Source organism: Streptomyces sp. NPDC041205, assembly GCF_055591765.1.
The window spans coordinates 320,138-339,818 of sequence record NZ_JBVIZH010000009.1 but is presented as its reverse complement, the minus strand read 5'-3'; the positions used below and the strand labels follow the sequence as shown (position 1 = coordinate 339,818).

Here is a 19,681-nt window from a genome sequence, read left to right as displayed (position 1 = left end):
TCACCGGCTTCCGCACCACCACCATCGAGAAGACCGCCACCGGCCAGCTGGTGCTGGCGGCTGAGGACGGCCGCCGCATCGACGCGGTCGACGAGATCATCGCCCTGACCGGCTTTCGCCCCGACCTGACCTTCCTCGACGAACTCCGCCTCGGCCTCGACGAGCGCCTCCAGGCCCCCACCGAGCTGGCGCCGCTCATCGACCCCAACGTCCACTCCTGCGGCACCGTCTACCCGCACGGCGTGGGCGAGCTCTCCCACCCCGAGAAGGACGTCTACCTGGTCGGCACGAAGTCCTACGGCCGCGCCCCCACCTTCCTCGCCATGACCGGATACGAGCAGGTCCGCTCCATCACCGCAGCCCTCGCCGGCGACCAGGACGCCGCCGAACGCGTCGAACTGACCCTGCCGGAAACCGGCGTCTGCGGCGGCGCAGGACTGTTCGACGAGCCTGCGGCCGACGAGGAGTCCGGAGGCTGCTGCGCCGCCCCGGCCACGCTGCAGATCGGCACGGGCGCCCCGTCCTCGTCCGGTGGCTGCTGACCTCGCCGCCAACCGCTGCAGTGGCACGCGAATTCGCTTGCAGCTACAACCGTCATACGGCTGCTGACCAGGTGCGATGTGTTCGCACCTACGGTTCGTCGGCAGCGGGCTGCAGCAGGCGCCGGCTGCCGCCCGCGCTTGACCTTCGATCCGGCTCGAAGGTTTACCGTCGCTGATGTGAGCACGATGCGGATCTCCCAGCTCGCCGAGCGCTGCGGCGTCCCGGCCACCACCCTGCGCTTCTACGAGAGCGCCGGGCTGCTGCCCGCCGACCGCACTCCGGCGGGCTACCGGGTGTACGGCGAGGACGCGGTCGAACGTCTCGCGTTCATCGGTGCCGCCAAGCACCTCGGGCTGCCGCTGGAGGAGATCGGCGAGCTCCTGTCGGTGTGGCAGACAGGGTCCTGCCGGGACGTGAGGGCCAGCCTGCGCCCGCGCCTCGCCGCCCGCGCCGAGGAGGCCGAGCGGCGGATCGCCGAGCTGCGGGCGTTCACCGCCTCGCTGCACACCGCGCTCGCCCACCTGGACGCGCTGCCGGACCGCACCAGCCGATGCGACCCCCGGTGCCACTTCCTGCTGGCTGACCCGACCCACGCCGCGTCCCGACCGGTGGAGGTGGCGCTCGCCCCGAGCCGCAGCGCCGACGACGCCACCGGGCAGCAGACCGAGCGATGGCGCACGGCCCCGGTGGCCTGCACACTGACCGATGACGAGCTGACCCGGCGCACCTCCCAGTGGCGCGCGGCAGTGGATGGCGCCGTACACACCGCGATTCCGGACGGGCTTCGGCTGACCCTGCCCGCCGACCGGACCGCCACCGTCGCGGCACTGGCGGCCGCCGAGCAGCGCTGCTGCCCCTTCTTCGACTTCCGCCTCCACCTCGACGGCCCCGACCTGCACCTGGAGGTGCGGGCCCCCGCCGACGCGGCCGACCTGCTCACCGAGCTGCTCGGCCCGGACGGCTGAACGGCGGAGCTGACTCCCCACAGCGGTCGCCGAGCCAGGCAGGGCTGCCCCAAGAACGGCAAGCACAACAAGGAGAAGCAGTGTCCGAGCAAGCGCGCGGCCTGGTCGCGGCCATGGAGCGCCACCAAGTCGCCGTCTACGTGGGGGCGATGGCAGCCGGTGCCCTGGTGGGCTGGGCCGCCCCCGGCGCGGGTCCTGGCCTGGAGCACGCCATCAACCCGGTGCTCGCGGCCCTGCTCTATGTGACGTTCCTTCAGGTGCCCGCCGCCGAGCTGGTCCACTCCCTGCGGGCGGGCCGGTTCCTGGCGGCCGCCCTGGTGGTGAACTTCGTGGCCGTGCCGCTCGTCGTCGCGGCAATGTTCGCCTTCCTGCCCGACGACCAGGCCGTGCGCATGGGCGTACTGCTGGTGCTCCTCGCACCGTGCGTCGACTACGTAATCGTCTTCAGCGGGCTCGCCGGCGGCAGCAGCCAGCGCCTCCTTGCGGCCACCCCGCTGCTGCTGATCGCGCAGATGGTGCTGCTGCCGCTGCTTCTCCTGTTCCTGGGCTCGGACCTGGCCGACATCGTCGAGCCCGGACCGTTCATCGAGGCGTTCGTCGTGCTGATCGTCATCCCGCTGGCGCTGGCCTGGCTCACCCAGGCATGGGCCGCCCGCCGCACCACCGGGCAGAAGGCGGCCGACGCGATGGGCACGACGATGGTGCCGCTGATGGCCGCGACCCTGCTGACCGTGGTCGCCTCCCAAGTGCCCAAGCTGAACGACAACCTCACCGACGTGGTCCGCGTCGTCCCCTTCTACGTCGCCTTCCTACTGGTGATGGTGTTCGCCGGGCTCGCCATCGCCCGCCTCTTCCGCCTGGACGTTCCCGACGGCCGGGCGATCGTGTTCACGGGCGCGACCCGCAACTCCCTCGTGGTCCTCCCGCTTGCCCTGGCCCTGCCGGACCGGCTCGCCGTCGCCGCTGTGGTCGTGGTCACCCAGACGCTGGTGGAAGTGGTCGGCATGGTCATCTACGTCCGCGCAGTGCCGCGGCTGCTGCCTGCCCGCTGAATGCGGACCGATGCTGCGGTGAGCCACAGGGGCATAGACCGCGCGGGCGGGGATCCGGCGCGGGCGCCGTGCTCAGCGGGGCAGGGACTGGGTGACCCGCCACAGGCGGCGGGGCAGCTCGCCCTCCTCGAAGGCGTGGACCTCGTCCAGCTGCCAGCCCTCGGCGAGTGCGTCGACCAGGGCGCGGGGGAAGAAGTGCACGGCGAAGCCGCCGTGTTCGTGGATGTCGTCGCCGTGGGCGATGCCGGTGCCGTAGTGCGCGTCGCCGGTGTGGCGGACCGTGTAGACGAAGGTGCCGCCCGGCCGCAGCACGCGGCGGACCTCGCCGACCAGCGCCTGAATCTCCTCGGTCGACAGGGCCATGCACAGCAGCATGTGCGCGAAGACCGCGTCCGCCGAGGCATCCGGCAACGGCAGCGGCTCTCGTACATCATGGACCGTCGTACTCACCGAAGTCCCCAGGCCGAGCTGTTCGGCGCGGGCGTGGAGCTGCTCAAGCCCCGTGGGGCTGAAGTCGGTGGCGTGGACGGTGAAGCCCTCGCGGGCGAAGTGCAGGGCGTCGCGGCCGTGTCCGGCCCCCAACTCCAGCACCTCCTTCGCGCCTGCGGCGTGGAAGACCCCGGCCGCGTGGACGGCGGGTGCGGAGGGCTGCTCGCCATACATGCCCGGATGGGCGGCATAGGTCTGCTGCCAGTGCGCCTGCTGGGCTGCCGCCAGCTCCCGGTCGTGCTGCCGCATCCGTACTCCCATGGTCCACGCCTCCCAACGCCGGGAGCGCTGTCCAGCCTAAAGCCCGAGGCCGACAGGTGCGCTGGTCAGCAGCAGGTGCAGTCCGCCTCGCAGCCGTGGGCATCGGTGCCCGCATCTGTGGCGGGGGCGGCGCAGCAGCCCTTGCCCTGCCAGGCGTCGCGGCCCTCCTTGACCGCGACCACGGCAATGACCAGGGCCGCGATCGGGTCGGCCCAGGACCAGCCGAGCGTGGCGTTGGCGAGCAGGCCGACCAGGAGGACGGCCGACAGGTAGGTGCACAGCAGGGTCTGCTTGGAGTCGGCGACCGCGGAGGCCGAGCCCAGTTCGCGCCCCGCCCCGCGCTGGGCCGCGGACAGGAACGGCATGATCGCGAGCGACAGGGCGGCGAGCACGATGCCGGTGATTGAGCGGTCCGCCTCGCCGGTGCCGGCCAGAGCCCGTACGGCGTCCACGGACACATAGGCGGCGAGCGCGAAGAAGGAGACCGCGATGATCCGCAGCGTCCTCTTCTCCCGCGCCTCGCGCACCGCATGGTCGCGGGCGGAGAACTGCCAGGCCACCGCCACCGCCGAGGACACCTCGACGACCGAGTCGAGACCGAAGCCGACCAACGCGGCGGAGGAGGCGAGAGTGCCCGCGGTGATCGCGACCACTGCCTCGATGACGTTGTAGGTGATGGTCGCCGCGACCAACAGGCGTATGCGGCGGGCCAGCACGTCCCTCCGGGCCGGAGAAGGGCCGAGGGATATCCCGGCCGCCATCAGCAGCAGCCCTTCTCGGCCGCGTCCGGGCAGGTGCGGTCGGCCTCGACGGCGAGCACGGCGCCGCGCAGGTCGTCGAGGGCACGTCCCAGCCGGGGATCGGCCAGTTCATAGCGGGTACGCCGCCCCACCGGCACGGCGACGACCAGGCCGCAGTCACGGAGGCAGGCGAGATGGTTCGACAACCGGGTCCGGGAGATCCCCAACAGGTCAGCCAGATCGGACGGATGGGCCGGTGCCTCACGCAGGGCGAGCAGCAACCGGCAGCGGATCGGGTCGGCGAGCGCACGGCCGAAGCGGGCCAGCACCTCGACCTCCGTGGCAAGGGTCAGCATGCGATGACCGTACATGCGTCCGTGAATTCAGGAAATCCTGAACTGAGACATCATCGGACGCCGGGGAGCATCTGGGAGCCGACCTGCTCCCCAGGCCGCCCTTGACCCGACTACGCGCCGGCTTGGTACCGCCGCAACACAGGCACGGCGTACCTCTACTCACTTCCCATATGCCTTCTTCCAGCGGACCCGGTGCTGCACGTCCCCCTGACCGGCGCCATTGACACTCATCAGCGCTACCAGGGAAGTGCCGTTGTTCCACAGGCCGAGGTGGTCGCGGTGCACGGCCAAAATCCCGTGCTCCACCGCGAACGCCTCCGACGGACGGCTGAACCGGGTTGTTGTCACGAAGATGGCCACGTCGGCCTTGAAGTGCACCTTCGCGCCCAACAGGTCACGCAGTTCACGGCTGGCAATGGCACTGTTCGGGGCATACCGCTTGCACTGCACCACCATTGAACGGCCATCCGGCAGATTCCCGACCACGTCCGCTCCGTTGTCGCCGGCCCCGCCCACCCGTCGGACATCGGAGCAGCCGTCCCTGCGGCACAAGTCGGCGACCAGCTCCTCGAACTCAGTGCCGGTCATCGCATCCGCTTCAGCAAGCGTGCGGCGGCCGGCCGCAACCTTCTCCGCCTCGCGCCAGGTACGGTCTCGGCTTCGAAGTTCCCTGTCCGTACGCCACATCCGCCACGCCAATGCCCCGAAGCCGGCAAGCACGACGACCCCGAGCGCATACGGCCAGACCTTTGACCAGAACACCAGGAGCAGAATCACCAACAGGCCACCGGCCGCGAGGGCTGCCTTCTGCCGCGCCTCGCGCCGCCTTCGCGCCGCAGAGCGCCGTCCACGTCGAGCGGCCATGCACGCCCCCTCTGCCATTTCCCATGGGCAGTGTGGGCGGTGGCCTAGCGACCGGGAAGAGCACCCGTCGGCCATGGCCTGATAGAGGCATCGAGCGATGTCGGCGGAGGACGAACGCCAAGCAAGCGGGGAGCAGCACGGGATTACGGAGATCGTCGCCGCCGTGCTCGCCCGGGCTATCCAGCCGCGTAGCTGAGCTGGAACAGGTCCCCTGCGCGCTCCAGGTCCTCCTCAGAGCGGAGCCGTACTTCCAGCGATCCCGTGCCGTGGTGTCCGATCTTGGTCACGTCGCGGGTGAAGCCGGGGATGAGGTCGACCTCGATCGGCTTGGCCGCTAGGTACAACACGACCTCGCGCTGCTGCGTGCTGCCGACACACGCGAAGTTCCTCAGTCGGCGGTAGGCGCGGTACTGCTTCCGCTCGACCGGCGTCACATCGTCGCCCAGAGACATCAGGACCTCGTCGACGGCCATCCTCAACTCGGAAATGGCATCGCCACCGATGGTCGCCTGCCTCTGACGCACCGTCCGAGGCCCCATTTCCGGTGTCGTGACCGAGGCAATGGAATCCAGGGCGAGCAGGTTGTCGCCGAAGTACCGGTAGCGGACCAAGTCGATCGTGCGGCGGATCTCCCGCACGGCATGGACGTCGTAGCGGGTGAAGTCCTCCGCAATGCAGATCAGCCTCGGAGCGCTCCACAACACCTGGGCCGCAGCGGACGGCCCAAGGCGCTCACAGACCAGATGCTGGAACTCGGCCCTGTGGTCGGTCAGCCAGGAAAGATAGAACAGGCCCTGGCTAATCACGCCGGCATCCCTGCCACGCTTGTATTCGACGATGACCGGCGATCCGTTCTCGTCGATACCGAGCGAGTCGATCCGGCCCCCATGCAACGGTCCGGTGCTGTACTCACTCGCCAGGAAGCGCACCCCCCAGAAGCGCCTGCATGTTCGCCTCAACATGGTCCTGCAGCGCGCGCTCACGTACCGCCACATGCGCAGTGATCTCCACCGCGCCCCGCGCCCCAACGTCGAACAACTTCAGCCCCGACACCGTCCCCTCCTCGCCCCTCACCAGCCACAACCACCAGAAGAGGCCGGATTGTTTCCGCCAGCGGCTGCTGGCGTCAAGGAACTTCGAGACCGCGGGCGACCGGACCCGATCACCGTTTCTCTCTCCCCCCGCGTAGCTCGGCGGCCTCACCGGCACAGTGCGTGACGGCGCGGTCATGTCCGGGAGGACTCTAAGATCGGCTCTCTCTCCTGCCCGCCGCCCCCTCCTGGGGAGAATCTGGGGAGAACGAAGCCCGTTGGGGAGCGCATGGGGAGAATCGACCGCGCAAATGGGCAGCACAGCGAAAGAGCTGGAAACACTCATCACCGCAGGTCAAAGCGAGTCGCCAGATAATTTCCGCAGGTCAGCGCCCTGCGGACGACGTCTTCAAGAAGATCTCCTCCTGCGCCGCCATCCTCTTCGTCCCCACCCTCGTCGGCACGATCTACGGCATGAACTTCGACGCCATGCCGGAGCTGAACTGGGCCTTCGGCTACCCCTTCGCGATCCTGCTGATGGCGGTGGTCTGCGTGAGCCTGTACTTCATCTTCAAGCGGCGGGACTGGCTGTAGCCCCGGCAATCCTTTCCCCCCTGCCCGAGGATCCGGTCGCCTTGCGGGTGGAAGCGCTGAACCGGGAACTGGTGGAAGCACTGGGCCGGGGCCTGGGCGATGTCGGGCGTCGCGCCCGCGTCACCGGAGCACGACCGTGACGCCGCGGGACGCGAGGAGTTGGACGACCTCCTCGAAGTAGGTGAGCCCCTTCTCGGTGTCCCAGATGTGGTCCGCGAGGGCCTGGCGGGCGATGTCGGCGTCGTGCCAGATCAGGGTGAAGGGCGCGGTCGCGCCGAAGCCGCCGTGGAGGCAGTCCTTGAAGGCGTTCCACTCCCGGCCGTAGTAGCCGCCGGGGCCCGCGAGGGCCTCGGCCAGGGCGCAGTGCAGGCCGGGTGCGTCCGTGACGTGCGTACCGTCGAGGTGGTGGACGCCGCCCGTGCGGTCCGGGCCCTGCTCGCTCATGCCGGTGGCGGTCAGGTCCAGCCACGCGGATCTGCCCTGGGTGGAGAGCGGGGCCCATTGGTTGCGGGTGGTCGGGGCGCCCTGGTACCAGGTCTCCCAGATCGGGCGGGCTCGCGGGGGCGGCCTGTCCTCGCCGCCGTCGGTGAGCTCGATGTCGAGGAGGGTGCCGCCGAGGACCGACGGCCGAGCGGACTCGATGCCGAGGTACACGTCGTGGCGGTACATCACCCGGCCGGTGCGGTCCAGGGCCCACAGCCCCACCCAGTCCCGGTCCCGCTCGCGCGGTCGGCGCAGGACGGCGAGCAGGGGTTCGGCGGGCTCGCAGCCGACGAGGGTCATGGGTGTGGGCTCCGGCGCGTCGCGCGTCACGAACAGCCCGTCCACGGCCAGGCAATGACCGGCCGAGGCGAGCGTTCTCGCAGCCCCCGCGAACAGCTGGAACCGCGGTGACGTCGGCAGGGAGTGCGACCAGGCGTGCTCCTCATCGACGCCCGCTCCGACCACGACATCCACCAGGGCCGGATCGTCACGGTTCGGCTGATGCGTGAGGACGACGCAGTCGAGCAACGACCACCACTGCCACGGCCGCTCTTCGTCCCACACCTCGACGCACACGTCACCCAGCAAGGCGGTCGACTCCCCTCCCGGCGTCAGCGCGTCGCGCAACAGCCCCTCGGGAGCACACCCCCGCAGCGTCAGAACCTCGCGCGGCGGTGGCACCTCGTCCACGAACATGCCCTCGACGCCCGCGCACCGCCCCCAGAACTCGTCCTGGTCCTCCTCGCCCTGGTGGACCAGCAGATACTTCACCGGGAAGCCCCGCTCCCAGGCCGCATGATCTTCGACCCGCACTCAACCCCCGAACACCTGAACACCTTTTGCCGCCCACGATACGGCGTCGATCTCGCCCCTTCGCCGCAGCGCGTCAGTCGACGTCGAGGAGGAGGTCCCCGGTCGCCCGCCGACCGCGTCAGCCGTTCACGCGTACGGCACCACGGCGGCCTTGTCGCACGGGCGGTACGCGCGGGGCCAGGACCGCGCGTACCGCCCGGATGTCCTAGAAGGGCTTGGTCGGGAGGTACTTGCCGTCCAGCGTGATGACCGCGCGCTCGCCGCCCTCGGGGTCCGCGACCTTCCGCACGTCCAGCTTGAAGTTGATCGCGGAGATGATGCCGTCGCCGAACTGCTCGTGGACCAGGGCCTTGAGGGTGGTGCCGTAGACCTGGAGCATCTCGTAGAAGCGGTAGATCGTCGGGTCGGTCGGGATGCCGCCGGGGATGGACCCCCGGGTGGGGATGGTCCGCAGCAGCAGCACGGCGTCGTCGTCCAGGCCGAGCAGCTCGGCGACGGCCTTGGCGGCGGGCTCGGGCAGGGCGTGCTGGCCGAGGACGGCGGCGGTGACGAACGCGACGGACAGGCCCGCGGCGTCGGCGATCTGCTGCCAGGACAGGTCGCGGCGGGTCTTGGCCTCGACCGCGGCGATCGCGAGCTGCTGACGGGCGTTGGTGTCGAACTGGGCGTGCATCTTGAGAGGGTTCCTTTCGTACGGACCCATCCCCCTCTCGGTGGGGGGTGGGAAGAATGGGGTCCCGGAGGGCCGGTCAGGCCGGGCCGGGAGTGGGAGCGAAGGGGCGGGTCAGGCCGCCAGCGCCGGGCGCCCGTCGGCGGTGAGTTCCTCGACCGCGCCGGTGGCGATGTCGAAGACCCAGCCGTGCAGCCGCACACTCCCCTCGGCCAGGGCGCGGGCCACCGAGGGGTGGGTGGCCAGGTTCGCCAGCTGGGCGGCGACGTTCTCCCGGACCAGCGTGGCGAGTTCGGGTCCGTCGCCGGCGGCCGCGGTGCGGGCCCGGGCGGCATCCGCGTGGCGCAGCCACCCGGCGACGGCCGGGACGCCGCCGAGGTCGTGGCCTTCGGCGATGGCCGTCATGGCGCCGCAGGCGGAGTGCCCGCAGACGACGATGTCCCGCACGCCGAGGACGGCGACCGCGTACTCGACGCTCGCGGCGACGCCGTCGGCGCCGGGGGCGTGGGGGGCGTGGGGGGCGTGGGCGGGGACGAGGTTGCCCGCGGTGCGGATGACGAACAGTTCACCGGGGTCGGTCCGGGTGATCAGCTCGGGGACGACGCGGGCGTCGGAGCAGCTGATGAACAGCGTGCCGGGCCGGTGGGTGGTGGCCAGGTGGGCGAAGAGCCCGGCCTTGGTGGGGAAGACCTCCCGCTGGAAGCGGTCGATTCCCTGGGCGAGATGGCGCATGGCCTCGCACTCCCTTCGATCGGGTTGCCGGTGGGGCCGACGTCCTTCACTGTGCACGACCTGCACCTATAGCGTCCAAGACGTGCTATCACTGTCCGCTATTGGTCCCATCTATAGTTACGGGCATGAAGCCGGAACTGCGCCACCTGCGCTACTTGCTCGCGGTCGCCGAGCACGCCAACTTCACCCGCGCCGCCGAAGAGCTGCGCATCGCCCAGCCCACCCTGTCCCAACAGATCAAGCAGTTGGAGAAGGCCGTGGGCGTACAGCTCCTGGAGCGCACCGGCCGCACCGTGCGCCTCACCGACGCCGGGGCCACGTACGCCCACTACGCCCGGCGCGCGCTGCGGGACCTGGCGGCGGGCGAGCGCGCGGTCCTCGACGTACAGGACCTCTCCCGCGGGCACCTCCGCCTCGCCGTCACCCCCACCTTCACCGCCTACCTGACCGGCCCGCTCGTCGCCGGCTTCTGCACCCGCCACCCCGGCATCACCCTGGACGTGCGCGAGATGCCCCAGGACCGCATCGAAGCCGACCTCCTGGCCGACCGGCTCGACCTCGGCATCGCCTTCAGCGGCGCCCACCTTCCGGGCGTCGGGGCCACCGCGCTGTTCACCGAGGCCCTGAGCCTGGTCGTCGGCCACCACCACCCCGACGCCGGCACCCCCGGGCCCCTGCCGCTCACCGACCTCGGCGAACGTCAATTCGCGCTGCTCAGCGGGGACTTCGCCACCCGCAGACACATCGACAAGCACTTCGCCGACCACCACGTGCGGCTGCGCATCGCCCTGGAGGCCAACTCCATCAACGCCCTCACCGAGATCGTGGCGCGCGCCCCGCTGGCCACCGTCCTGCCCGACGCCATCGCCCACGACCACGCCCACCTCACCCCCATCCCCCTCACCCCGGTGCTCCCCTCCCGCACCGTCACCCTCCTGCGCCGCGAGAGCACCTACCAGAGCGCCGCCGCCCGCGCCTTCGCCGACCAGGCCGTCCAGTGGGCGCGGACCGTGATGTGAGCCGCCCCGCCCCTCGTCGCCCGCTCCACGGCTCGTCGGCATAGGCTCCCCGGCATGGCACTGCGACCGGTACAGGTGAACTTCAAGGCGCTCGACGACTCCGCGGTCGGACGGTTCTGGGCGGAGGCGCTCGGCTGGGGGATCTCCAGCGAGGCCCCCGGGGTGACCAACGTCGAGCCCGGCGGGGACTTCGTGTGGCCCGACGCCGCCGCCGTCTGCATCGACGTCGTGACCGTGCCCGAGGGCAAGACGGCGACGAAGAACCGGACCCACATCGATCTCGCCAGCACCTCCGCGGCCCATCAGGAGGAGCTGGTCGCGCGCCTGAAGGCCCTCGGCGCGACGCCCGCCGACGTGGGCCAGGGCGAGGTGCCGTGGACGGTCCTCGCCGACCCGGAGGGCAATGAGTTCTGCGTCCTGGAGCCCCGGGAGAGCTACCGGGACACCGGGCCGATCGCCGCGGTGGTGGTCGACTGCGCGGATCCGCGGGCCATGGCCCGGTTCTGGGGCGAGGCGATCGACTGGACCGTGCACGAGGTGACCGGCGAGCACGCCTCGCTGCGCTCCGCCAAGGGGGTCGGCCCGTATCTGGAGTTCCTCCGCTCGACCGACGGGCACACCGTGCCGGACCGCCTCCACCTCGACCTGCTGCCGTACTCCGGCGACGACCAGGAGGCGGAGGTGGCCCGGCTGCGGGCCCTCGGCGCCACCGAGATCGACCTCGGCCAGGGCGACGTCCCGTGGCGGTGCATGGCCGACCCGGAGGGGCACGAGTTCTGCGTCCTCGGGACCCGCTGACCGCCACGGCAAGCACATCGGGAGGGGGCGCGGCATGCCAGGGGTCGTGAGCGGAAGTGCTGTCGGCAGGGGCGTCGAGATGACCCGGGTGGGCGCTGGCCGGTGGCGCGTGACCCGGCCCTGGCCGCCCGCGCTGCGTCCCTATCTGCACAGCTACGCCGGGTACTGGGAGGCGACGGTCTCGCCCTTCCGGGTCCGGCTCGTCCCCACGGGCCGCGCCGTCGTGGTGATCAGCCTGGGGGCGCCGTTCGCCCAGGTCCGCCGGCTGCACCCCGCGGGCCCCGCCGAGCACGTGGTGGGCTCGCTGATAGCGGGCCTGGAGGACGGGCCCCGGGTGTGCGACCACCCCGGCGGGCAGGAGGCGATCCGGCTCGAACTGACGCCGCTGGGGGCCTACCGGCTGTTCGCCATGCCGCTGCGTGAGCTGACCAACCAGGTGGTCGAGCTCCCGCACGTCCTCGGCCCCCGGGCCGGAGAGCTGGTGGAGCGCCTCGCGGCCACCAGCGGCTGGGGAGCCCGGTTCGACCTGCTGGACGCCGCGTTACTGGCCCGCCTCGGGCGCGGCCCGGAACCCGCGCCCGAGGTGAGCCGTGCCTGGCGGCTCCTCGCCCGCTCGGGCGGTGCCCTGCCGATCGCCCGGATCACCGCCGAAGTGGGCTGGAGCCACAGCTACCTGGTCCGCCGCTTCACCCAGCAGATCGGCCTGACACCGAAGATGTCCGCCCGCGTGCTGCGCTTCCACCGCGCCGCGGGGCTGCTCGCCCGCACGGAAGCCGGCCTCGACGACGTGGCCGCCACCTGCGGTTTCTACGACCAGGCCCATCTGAACCGCGAGTTCCGCGCCCTCGCCGACATCACCCCCGGCGAGATGGCCGCCGCACGCCCGGCGGAGGGCGCCCTCCCCCTCTAGGCCCCGCCTTCAGACACTGTCTTCAGGTCCGTGCCGGGCAGGTCATATTTGTCCAAGCCAGCCCGCCCGTACGTCACTAAGGTCCCCCACTGTGATCTTCAGGCCGACGGCCTGGGTCCGGTACCGCGAGTACTGCGAGCACTTCGAGTACGGCCAGTACCGCGAGTACGTCGACGCACCGCACCATCACCTCAGGGGGACCCCGATGTCGAATCCGAATCAGCCCGCGCGCCGCGGCCGGTGGGAGCGCTACAAGGTCACGGGCCCGTTCTCGCCCCAGGACCTGGCCGGCCTGTGGGGAGCCATCGCGGGTGTCGTGCTCCTTGCCGTACTCCTCGGCTGGGCGCTCGACATGAAGGGCGGTGTGGTGATCGTCGCCGCGATCCCGTTCATCTCGTCCTGGTTCGACTCCAAGCGCGTCCTGTTCCAGTTCGACGCCGCCGGGGTGCGGGTCGGCACCGTACTTCTGCCCTGGAACGACGTCACCCAGTTCGTCGTGGCCACGCCCCCGAACAGTGAGGACGCCCTGATCGGCGTGCGCCTGCGCGAGGGCGCGACGCTGCCCGCCGGGGCGGAGGTCCCCCCGGCGCACCCGGCCATGCCGGCCCCGATGTACGTGGCCGTGCAGCGGCAGAAGCTCGACCTGGCCAAGATGGTCGCCAAGTCCCGCAAGTACGCCCCGGGGCACATCCAGATCGTGGTCGCCGAGCCGACCGGGGAGCGGGTCGCTTCCTGAGCGGAGGCCGGGCGGGGGCTAGGCCGGCTCGTCCGGGTCGTGGGTGATCAGGTCCCCCGGCTGGCACCGCAGGACCTCGCAGATCCGCGACAGGGTCGAGAAGCGGATGGCCTTGGCCCGGCCGTTCTTGAGCACGGACAGGTTCACGACGGTGATGCCGACCTGTGCGGACAGCTCGGTCAGGGTCATGCCGCGCTCGGCGAGGATCCGGTCCAGGTGGATGCGGATCGCGTGGAGTTCCTCCTCGGGCATCAGATGGTCCCTTCGAGGTCCTCTCGCATCCGTACGCCTTCCCGCATGATCTTGCCCATCACGACCGCCGCGAGTCCGGCGAGGACGAGTTCGAGCGACCCGGCCATCTCGGGCCCGGAACCCGCGACCGGCGCCATGCTCCCGACGAGCCAGGAGCGCGACCAACCGACGACGAGACTGGCGACCGGGGCGCCCAGGGCGACGACCCAGCCGAGCGTGGAGAGCCGTCGCGACACCGTATCGGTGAACGGCCCCTTGTCCACGACGGCGTCCAGGAGCCGGGAGAAGAGCAGCAGCGCGACGGAGCCGTAGAGGAGCCAGGGCAACTGGCCCCCGAGGTCCGCGGCGCGCTGCCCCGCGGAGGGGTCGTCCTGGCAGAGCCGGGTGCCGCTGCCGGACGCCTCCACGCCCTTCTCGATCGGGAGGCTGTCCGGCGCCACCTCGGTGCTGCGCCAGAAGCCCGTCTCCACGCAGACCGCCCCGTCGTCGGTCAGGTGTGTGACCGCCGTACCGATGAAGACGAGCCCAGAGAGCGCCGCGAGCAAAAGGGTCACCGAGGCCAGGGTCCTCGTGAGTCGCGTGTTCATCGCATCCCTCCCTATCGATTTTCGATATGGCCACGGTAGCGGGCCATATCGATAATCGACAAGTCGCGGCTGCGCGTCGCCCGTGATCTAGCCCCCGGCCCGGACCCCGGCAGGGCTCGTCGCGGGTGCGAGGTGGTCGTCCGCGAAGCGCGGCACCTCCTCGTTCTCGTCCCGGTTGCCGTTCTTCTCGTGGATCCACTTGCCTGCGAGGGCGGGGATCCACGCCGAGTACTCGCTCTGGGTGAGGTCGGCGGCTATCTCCGCGCCGCGCCGGTTGAGGTCGGCCGCGGGGAGGCCGAGCGTCGGATCGATGCGCTCGGACGGGGAGTTGGCCATCGTGGCGTCCCACACCTGGAGGGCGAAGGTCGTGCAGTTGCGGGCGGGCGCACCGGCCCAGCCGCCGGTCAGGAGGTACTTCCAGCTCGGCAGGAGCGTGTACTTCTCGTCGGCCTGCTCGCGCCGCTCGATCTCCCGGTCGAACGCGGCCTGCTGGGTGGCGCTGAGCGTCTTGCAGCGGGCCGCCCGGGGCGCGTACGCGCCGTCGCGGTCCTGCTTGCGGCTGGGCCGGTCCCACTCGACGAGGGGCTTGCCGGGCGCGTTGATGTCGTAGCCGGTGTAGTTGACGGACATGCCGTCCACCGGGCTGCCGTCGCCGTTGCGGCCGTCGGGATCCTCGGGCTGGAAGGAGTACGTGTCGTAGCGTGCCGTGCCGCCCCCGGCGAGCTGCCGCTGGAACGCGCCGCCGGAGTTGAAGTGCACGAGCCAGCTGTGGCCGAAGACGTGCTGGCTCACGTTGAGTTCGTACAGGAGCTTGTTCGTCTGCTCGCCGTAGGAGAGCTGTCCGTACTTGCTCTGGAAGTCGTCGGACTTCCAGAGCGCGTGGGCGCGGGTGCCCACGTCCCAGACGTAGCCGCCGGTGGTCTTGTCGGTGATCTCAGTGCTGTAGACGCAGAGCGTGTTCTCGGCGGGCGCGGCGGCCGCGCGGGGCGTCGTCGCCGACGGCTCCGCAGCGACGGCAGGGGAGGCGCAGAGCGCCGCGGCCAGGACGGTCGCGGCGCAGGTCAGGGGGAGGAAATCGCGTAAAGTCACGGCAAAGGTATACATCTGGTGAGCCGCTTGATGATCATTCCATGATCGATTTCACGCCAGCCCGCCGGGCCCGGGGCGCACCGCCCCCGCCCCCCTCCCCCGGGTTCAGCTCGCGCGGCGGGTGAGCGCGCGGCGTACCACCTTGCCGAGCACGGCCGGGCGGAACAGCAGTGCGGGCGGGGCCGACATGTTCAGTACGCGGACGAACCGGGCCCATACGTCCGGGTCGCCCACGGCGAGCGCGAAGACGTGCTCGTTGTACCAGTGGGCGAAACGGGCGGGAAGTAGCTGGTTGCCGGGGGCCCACATCAGGTCGGAGCTGGTGGCCATGGTCCACGGGACCTTGATGAGGCGGGCCGCGCCGCGCTGGTAGGCGCGGCTGAGGCCGTCGAGGCCGGAGGCGCCGCTCCGGCGGCGCAGCAGGCGGCCGAGCAGTTCCGCTTCGAGCGCGCCGACGGTGAGCCCCTGTCCGTACACGGGGTTGAACACGCAGACCGCGTCGCCCAGCGCGATCAGCCGCTCGGGCCAGCGGGGGTTCTTGTGATGCAGGCGCCACTCGTTGCCGGGGTTGGTGTAGCGGTGGATCTCGCCCTGCCGGGTGCCGCGCTTGATCTGTTCGGCGAGGCGCGGGTTGCCGAGGCTCTGGGCGAAGTCGAGGTAGCCCTCGTCGTCGGTGGGCGGCACGTGCTGGTCGAAGCCGAACAGCGAGCACATCCAGCGGTGGTGCTCCACGGCGAGGACCACTCCGCCGCGCGGGACGCCGGGTGCGAAGGCCATCTGGTACGCGACGTCGAAGTCGGGGCCGTCCTGGCGGTCCCGCGGTGGGCGTTCGTAGCACGCCGACGTGTAGGTGATCTTGGCCTTGATGACGGTCTTGTCGGACACCGGCAGGTCCGCGTCGGTGAGCCAGCGGTCGACGGAGGTGGCGCGGCCCGACGCGTCCACGACCAGGTCGGCGGTGACCTCCACGGACGCGTCGGCGCCCGCCGCGCGGTAGCACACCCGGTCCAAGCGGCCGGGGGCGCTCGCCGTCACCGTCTCGCAGTGGGTGGCCGCGAGCAGGCGCACCGGCGCGAGGGCCGAGACCCGTCGGCGCAGGCGCCGTTCGAGTTCGTCGCGGGTGAACGTCTGGATGGACACGCCGACCGGGTCGCGCGGCGCGAAGCCGGTCGGCAGCAGGAAGCTGATCCGCTCGCCGTAGTCGAGGACGGGCGCGCCCAGGTCCGCCAACTCGGCCCGCAGCCCGGGGAAGAGCCCCTCCAGGACCTCGCCGCCCTTCGCGAGCAGCGCGTGCGCGTGGTAGCCCTGTGGGATGTGCGGGTGCACCCCCGTGTCCGGCCGCACCGGGTCGCGCTCCAGGACGAGCACGTCGGCGAAGTGGTCGGCGAGAACGCGCGCGGCGACGAGCCCGGCGTACCCCCCACCGACGACAACGGCCCGCTCCCACCGGGCACCGGCCTTGGGGCTGCGCTTCTTCGTGGCCATGACCCGTCCCGTTTCTCTCGGCTCAGCGCGGCGCGGTCCGCTCGGCTCAGATCTGGTGCCACTTCACCGTGTGCCACAGGGACGATCAAGACCACCCGGGGAGCGCACGGGAGCACGCGCCGTCGGCCCGCGCCCGCCTCCCCGCGGGCGCCCGTCCCTACCTCGCCACGGCGGTGCGCACCCCCAGGACGACCAGCACCGCCCCCGCCAGCCGACTCGTCGCCCGCCGAAATCGGGTCGTGTGCACGGCCGTTCGCACCGCGGCGACCACCGACGTCCAGAAGAGCAGCCAGACGAGGACGGCACTGTGCGACAAGGCAACGATCACCAAGAAGGACGGCAGGCAGCACGACGACCCGCGACCTCACCCTGGCCCCGGGCGCGGGCGGCCGGCGCCGTGCCTTCCGCGTCGGCGAGGTCACCAAGGTCCGCTTCACGATCGAGTCGGCCCACGCGGCGTCGGCGAAGAAGCAGGCGGCCATCGCGGAGATCGAGATGTTCGGCCGCTCCGACGGCAGCAGGACCTGACCGCCGCCCCGCCCCCCGGGACCGTTCTCCGGGGCGCCCCGGCGGGGACTCCGCGCACGTCAGACCCCCCGGGCACGCCTTCTATACACTCTGTGTATAGTTCCCGCATGCCTGCTATACACAAGATGCGGAAGCCCGCGATCAGGTTGCGTCCCCGCACCGCCTTTCTCGGGCTGGCCACGCTCGCCGTGAGCGTGGCCCTGTCCGGCTGCACCAAGCTGGACACCGTGTCCCCGAGCACCGTCCGCAAGGACGCGGTGGACGCGAAGGCCGCTGATCAGGGCAAGTTCGGGACCGTGGACTGCCGCAAGGCCAAGTGCATCGCGCTGACCTTCGACGCGGGGCCCAGCGAGAACACGCCACGGCTGCTGAAGATCCTCAAGGAGAAGGCCGTGCCCGCGACCTTCTTCACGCTCGGCAAGAACCACATCGTGAAGTACCCCGAGCTGGTCAAGCAGATGGACGCCGAGGGCCACGAGGTCGCGAGCCACACGTGGTCGCACAAGATCCTCACCAAGATCGACCCCAAGGAGGCGCGCGCCGAGCTGGAGCGCCCCAACAAGGCGATCGAGAAGCTCATAGGCAAGAAGCCGACGCTCATGCGCCCGCCGCAGGGACGCACCAACGACACCGTCAACAAGATCTCCCGCGAGCTCGGGCTCTCCGAGATCCTCTGGACGGTGACCGCCAAGGACTACACCACGAACGACTCCGCCCTCATCGAGAAGCGGGTCCTCGAGCAGTCCAGCCGCGACGGGATCATCCTGCTGCACGACATCTACAAGGGCACCGTGCCCGCGGTGCCGGGCATCATCGACGCGCTGAAGCAGCGCGGGTACGTCTTCGTGACCGTGCCGCAACTGCTCGCGCCGGGCAAGGCGGAGCCGGGGAAGGTGTACCGCTAGGCCGCGAGTGCGGCGGGCTCGGTGGGCATGGACCGTGGGGTCGCGCGGTCACCACTCCACGTACAGCGCCTCCGGCGCCCGGTGCATCAGCGTCGGAAGCATCCGCACCGGCGGCCCGTCCGCGGCGAGCCGCAGGCCGGGCAAGCGCCGTGTGAACAGCTCCAGGGTCACGCGCAGCTGCTCGCGGGCGAGCTGGGCGCCGGGGCAGCCGTGCGCGCCCAGGCCGAAGGCGACGTGCCGGGAGACCGGGGTGCGGGTGATGTCGAAGACGTCGGGGCGTTCGTAGCGCCCCGCGTCGCGCCCCGCGGAGCCGAAGCCGACCAGGACCTCGGCGCCCGCCGGGAGTTCGGTGCCCGCGAGGGTGACGGCGCGGGTGGTGACCCGGCGGAAGCCCTGGAGGGCGGTGTCGTAGCGGGCCGCCTCCTCGATGGCGGCCGGGATGCGCTCCGGCTCCTCGCACACCAGCTTCCACTGCGCGGGGTGGCGCAGCAGGTGCAGCAGTGTCGTGCCGATCAGCGCCGTGGTGGTCAGGTGTCCGGCGAGCAGGAAGTTGTGCAGGTGCGCGACCAGCTCGGCGCGCTGCCCGAGGGTCAGCGTGGGGCCCACGTCGTCGGCCTCGGGGTCGCCGTCGTCCGGGTCGCCGTCGTCGGGGGCGAGCGAGGTGACCAGCTCGCTGCACAGGTCGTCGCGCGGCGCGGCGTGCCGGTCCCGTACGTAGCCCTCCAGGAGCCGCCGCAGCGCCACCGTGTCGTGGGCCGCCGCGATCTGCTCGTCCTCCGGGAGCGGCCGGAACAGCAACCGCTCGGAGCTGTGCCCGCCGCGCACGATCACCGGCACGTCCTCCGGATCGAAGCCGAGGACCCGCCCGATCACCTGCCCCGGCAGCCGTAACGCGTACGCCTCCATGACGTCCACGCGCGGCCCGCCCCGCCCGCCGGGCCCCGCCGCGGCGAGGGCGTCGACCAGGGCCGTCGCCCGCTCGGTCACGTACGGCAGCACGGCGGCCACCCTGGCCGGGGAGAGGCCGCGGACGATGGGCGCGCGCAGGCGCAGGTGCGCGGGGCCGTCGGCGGTGACGACGACGCGGCGGCAGGGGCCGCCGCCCTGGTCCTGGCCCTGGCTCAGGACGGCGAGGGCCGCGGGCGAGGGAACGGCGTCCGGGCGCACCGCGTTGGCGGAGGAGAACACGTCCGGCCTGCGCAGCACCTCACGGACGTCGGCGTCCCTGGCGACCAGCCAGGCCTGCAGCTCGGGCACATGGGTGAGCCCTTCGGCACGCCGGGCGCGCGCGTACAGCGGGTAGGGGTCGCGCATCAACTCGTCCAGCCTGGCGTGCTGTTGCCGCTCCATCCTCCTCATGGTGCCCGAGCCGCCGAGCCCCACGGAAGGGCGCGGGCCCCGTCTCGCCGGGGCTCGCGCACCCCCGCACGCTCACGCCGGGAAATCAGGGGCCGCCCGCGCCCCACACACCCTGGAAGCCGGTCCCGGGCCCGCGACCTGAACGCCGTCCCGCAGCCCCCAGAAGCCCCCACGGCCCCCTTCAGCCCCGCCGAACCCCCGCGTCAAGAGCGGGGGCGATGACGGTGAACGCCTGGTCCGTCAGGCCCGCCGGGTCCTCCGTGCCGTCGCTGCCGCTCCAGCGGTGCAGCACGGCGTCGAAGGCGCTCAGGGCCATCCCGGCGGCCAGGCGCGGGGACAGCTCGGCCGCGGCGTCGAGGCCCTCGCGACGGGCCAGTTCCGCCGCCAGGTCGTCGCGCCACTGCGCCTGCCGGGGACCGG

General features: G+C 71.5%; 20 protein-coding genes and 4 pseudogenes. 9 read left to right on the top strand and 15 right to left on the bottom strand.

Annotated features, from left to right (window positions below; all coding sequences use genetic code 11):
- The 3 genes and pseudogenes from ACZ6BG_RS32975 to ACZ6BG_RS32965 all read left to right on the top strand — a co-directional run.
- A pseudogene (locus tag ACZ6BG_RS32975) lies at positions 1-542 on the top strand (flavoprotein); the annotation flags it as partial.
- 177 nt (positions 543-719) lie between these two features.
- Positions 720-1,508, top strand: coding sequence for a MerR family transcriptional regulator (locus ACZ6BG_RS32970; protein WP_469008155.1), 789 nt, complete (start codon positions 720-722; stop codon positions 1,506-1,508).
- Positions 1,509-1,621: 113 nt separating this feature from the next.
- Positions 1,622-2,560, top strand: coding sequence for an arsenic resistance protein (locus tag ACZ6BG_RS32965; RefSeq protein ID WP_469008192.1), 939 nt, complete (start codon positions 1,622-1,624; stop codon positions 2,558-2,560).
- 72 nt (positions 2,561-2,632) lie between these two features.
- Here ACZ6BG_RS32965 and ACZ6BG_RS32960 read toward each other — a convergent pair whose 3' ends face one another.
- The 5 genes and pseudogenes from ACZ6BG_RS32960 to ACZ6BG_RS32940 all read right to left on the bottom strand — a co-directional run bounded on the left by ACZ6BG_RS32960 (position 2,633) and on the right by ACZ6BG_RS32940 (position 6,323).
- Positions 2,633-3,310: a class I SAM-dependent methyltransferase gene (locus ACZ6BG_RS32960; protein ID WP_469008152.1), complete on the bottom strand. Its 678-nt coding sequence runs from the start codon at positions 3,308-3,310 to the stop codon at positions 2,633-2,635.
- Between the two features lie 65 nt (positions 3,311-3,375).
- Positions 3,376-4,071: a cation efflux transmembrane domain-containing protein gene (locus ACZ6BG_RS32955; RefSeq protein ID WP_469008148.1), complete on the bottom strand. Its 696-nt coding sequence runs from the start codon at positions 4,069-4,071 to the stop codon at positions 3,376-3,378.
- Positions 4,071-4,406 (bottom strand): ArsR/SmtB family transcription factor, encoded by a 336-nt coding sequence (locus ACZ6BG_RS32950; RefSeq protein ID WP_469008145.1) that lies wholly within the window; start codon positions 4,404-4,406, stop codon positions 4,071-4,073. The genes ACZ6BG_RS32955 and ACZ6BG_RS32950 overlap by 1 nt, the downstream gene beginning before the upstream one ends.
- A 159-nt stretch (positions 4,407-4,565) precedes the next feature.
- Complete coding sequence (locus tag ACZ6BG_RS32945) at positions 4,566-5,270, bottom strand: restriction endonuclease (protein ID WP_469008141.1); 705 nt, start codon at positions 5,268-5,270, stop codon at positions 4,566-4,568.
- Positions 5,271-5,446: 176 nt separating this feature from the next.
- Positions 5,447-6,323, bottom strand: a pseudogene (locus ACZ6BG_RS32940) (DUF5655 domain-containing protein).
- Between the two features lie 389 nt (positions 6,324-6,712).
- On the opposite strand from ACZ6BG_RS32940, the pseudogene ACZ6BG_RS32935 reads away from it, so the two are divergent.
- Positions 6,713-6,895 (top strand): annotated as a pseudogene (locus ACZ6BG_RS32935) (CorA family divalent cation transporter); the annotation flags it as partial.
- A 120-nt stretch (positions 6,896-7,015) separates the two neighbouring features.
- On the opposite strand, the gene ACZ6BG_RS32930 reads toward ACZ6BG_RS32935, so the two are convergent.
- The 3 genes from ACZ6BG_RS32930 to ACZ6BG_RS32920 all read right to left on the bottom strand — a co-directional run bounded on the left by ACZ6BG_RS32930 (position 7,016) and on the right by ACZ6BG_RS32920 (position 9,593).
- Positions 7,016-8,191 (bottom strand): barstar family protein, encoded by a 1,176-nt coding sequence (locus tag ACZ6BG_RS32930; protein WP_469008138.1) that lies wholly within the window; start codon positions 8,189-8,191, stop codon positions 7,016-7,018.
- A gap of 205 nt (positions 8,192-8,396) precedes the next feature.
- Positions 8,397-8,864: a cyanase gene (gene cynS / locus ACZ6BG_RS32925; RefSeq protein ID WP_469008135.1), complete on the bottom strand. Its 468-nt coding sequence runs from the start codon at positions 8,862-8,864 to the stop codon at positions 8,397-8,399.
- Positions 8,865-8,975: 111 nt separating this feature from the next.
- Complete coding sequence (locus ACZ6BG_RS32920) at positions 8,976-9,593, bottom strand: carbonic anhydrase (RefSeq protein WP_469008130.1); 618 nt, start codon at positions 9,591-9,593, stop codon at positions 8,976-8,978.
- Between the two features lie 125 nt (positions 9,594-9,718).
- On the opposite strand from ACZ6BG_RS32920, the gene cynR reads away from it, so the two are divergent.
- The 4 genes from cynR (at position 9,719) to ACZ6BG_RS32900 (ending at position 13,056) form a co-directional block, all read left to right on the top strand.
- The gene (cynR, locus tag ACZ6BG_RS32915; RefSeq protein ID WP_469008127.1) at positions 9,719-10,612 is read left to right on the top strand and encodes a transcriptional regulator CynR; all 894 of its coding nucleotides are present in this window, start codon (positions 9,719-9,721) and stop codon (positions 10,610-10,612) included.
- Positions 10,613-10,666: 54 nt separating this feature from the next.
- Entirely contained in the window at positions 10,667-11,410 is a 744-nt protein-coding gene (locus ACZ6BG_RS32910) for a VOC family protein (protein ID WP_469008123.1), read from the top strand.
- 46 nt (positions 11,411-11,456) lie between these two features.
- Positions 11,457-12,320: a helix-turn-helix transcriptional regulator gene (locus ACZ6BG_RS32905; RefSeq protein WP_469008120.1), complete on the top strand. Its 864-nt coding sequence runs from the start codon at positions 11,457-11,459 to the stop codon at positions 12,318-12,320.
- A gap of 91 nt (positions 12,321-12,411) precedes the next feature.
- Positions 12,412-13,056: a hypothetical protein gene (locus ACZ6BG_RS32900; protein WP_469008118.1), complete on the top strand. Its 645-nt coding sequence runs from the start codon at positions 12,412-12,414 to the stop codon at positions 13,054-13,056.
- An 18-nt stretch (positions 13,057-13,074) separates the two neighbouring features.
- On the opposite strand, the gene ACZ6BG_RS32895 is transcribed toward ACZ6BG_RS32900, so the two are convergent.
- The 5 genes from ACZ6BG_RS32895 to ACZ6BG_RS32875 all read right to left on the bottom strand — a co-directional run bounded on the left by ACZ6BG_RS32895 (position 13,075) and on the right by ACZ6BG_RS32875 (position 16,785).
- Positions 13,075-13,308: a helix-turn-helix domain-containing protein gene (locus tag ACZ6BG_RS32895; RefSeq protein WP_469008115.1), complete on the bottom strand. Its 234-nt coding sequence runs from the start codon at positions 13,306-13,308 to the stop codon at positions 13,075-13,077.
- Entirely contained in the window at positions 13,308-13,895 is a 588-nt protein-coding gene (locus tag ACZ6BG_RS32890; RefSeq protein ID WP_469008112.1) for a DUF2975 domain-containing protein, read from the bottom strand. The genes ACZ6BG_RS32895 and ACZ6BG_RS32890 overlap by 1 nt, the downstream gene beginning before the upstream one ends.
- 87 nt (positions 13,896-13,982) lie before the next feature.
- Positions 13,983-14,984, bottom strand: a complete 1,002-nt coding sequence (locus ACZ6BG_RS32885) for a hypothetical protein (RefSeq protein ID WP_469008109.1) — start codon at positions 14,982-14,984, stop codon at positions 13,983-13,985.
- A gap of 105 nt (positions 14,985-15,089) precedes the next feature.
- Positions 15,090-16,469 carry an FAD-dependent oxidoreductase gene (locus tag ACZ6BG_RS32880; protein WP_469008107.1) on the bottom strand — a complete coding sequence of 460 codons (1,380 nt, stop codon included), beginning with the start codon at positions 16,467-16,469 and terminating at the stop codon, positions 15,090-15,092.
- A 157-nt stretch (positions 16,470-16,626) separates the two neighbouring features.
- The gene (locus ACZ6BG_RS32875) at positions 16,627-16,785 is read right to left on the bottom strand and encodes a hypothetical protein (protein WP_469008103.1); all 159 of its coding nucleotides are present in this window, start codon (positions 16,783-16,785) and stop codon (positions 16,627-16,629) included.
- 319 nt (positions 16,786-17,104) lie between these two features.
- Here ACZ6BG_RS32875 and ACZ6BG_RS32870 point away from each other — a divergent pair, with 319 nt between their 5' ends.
- Positions 17,105-17,902 (top strand): polysaccharide deacetylase family protein, encoded by a 798-nt coding sequence (locus ACZ6BG_RS32870; RefSeq protein WP_468461525.1) that lies wholly within the window; start codon positions 17,105-17,107, stop codon positions 17,900-17,902.
- Between the two features lie 48 nt (positions 17,903-17,950).
- Here ACZ6BG_RS32870 and ACZ6BG_RS32865 read toward each other — a convergent pair whose 3' ends face one another.
- A complete protein-coding gene (locus tag ACZ6BG_RS32865) occupies positions 17,951-19,252 on the bottom strand; it encodes a cytochrome P450 (RefSeq protein ID WP_469008100.1) in 1,302 nt (433 codons plus the stop codon).
- A 190-nt stretch (positions 19,253-19,442) separates the two neighbouring features.
- A pseudogene (locus ACZ6BG_RS32860) lies at positions 19,443-19,673 on the bottom strand (acyl-CoA-like ligand-binding transcription factor); the annotation flags it as partial.
- Between the last annotated feature and the right edge of the window lie 8 nt (positions 19,674-19,681).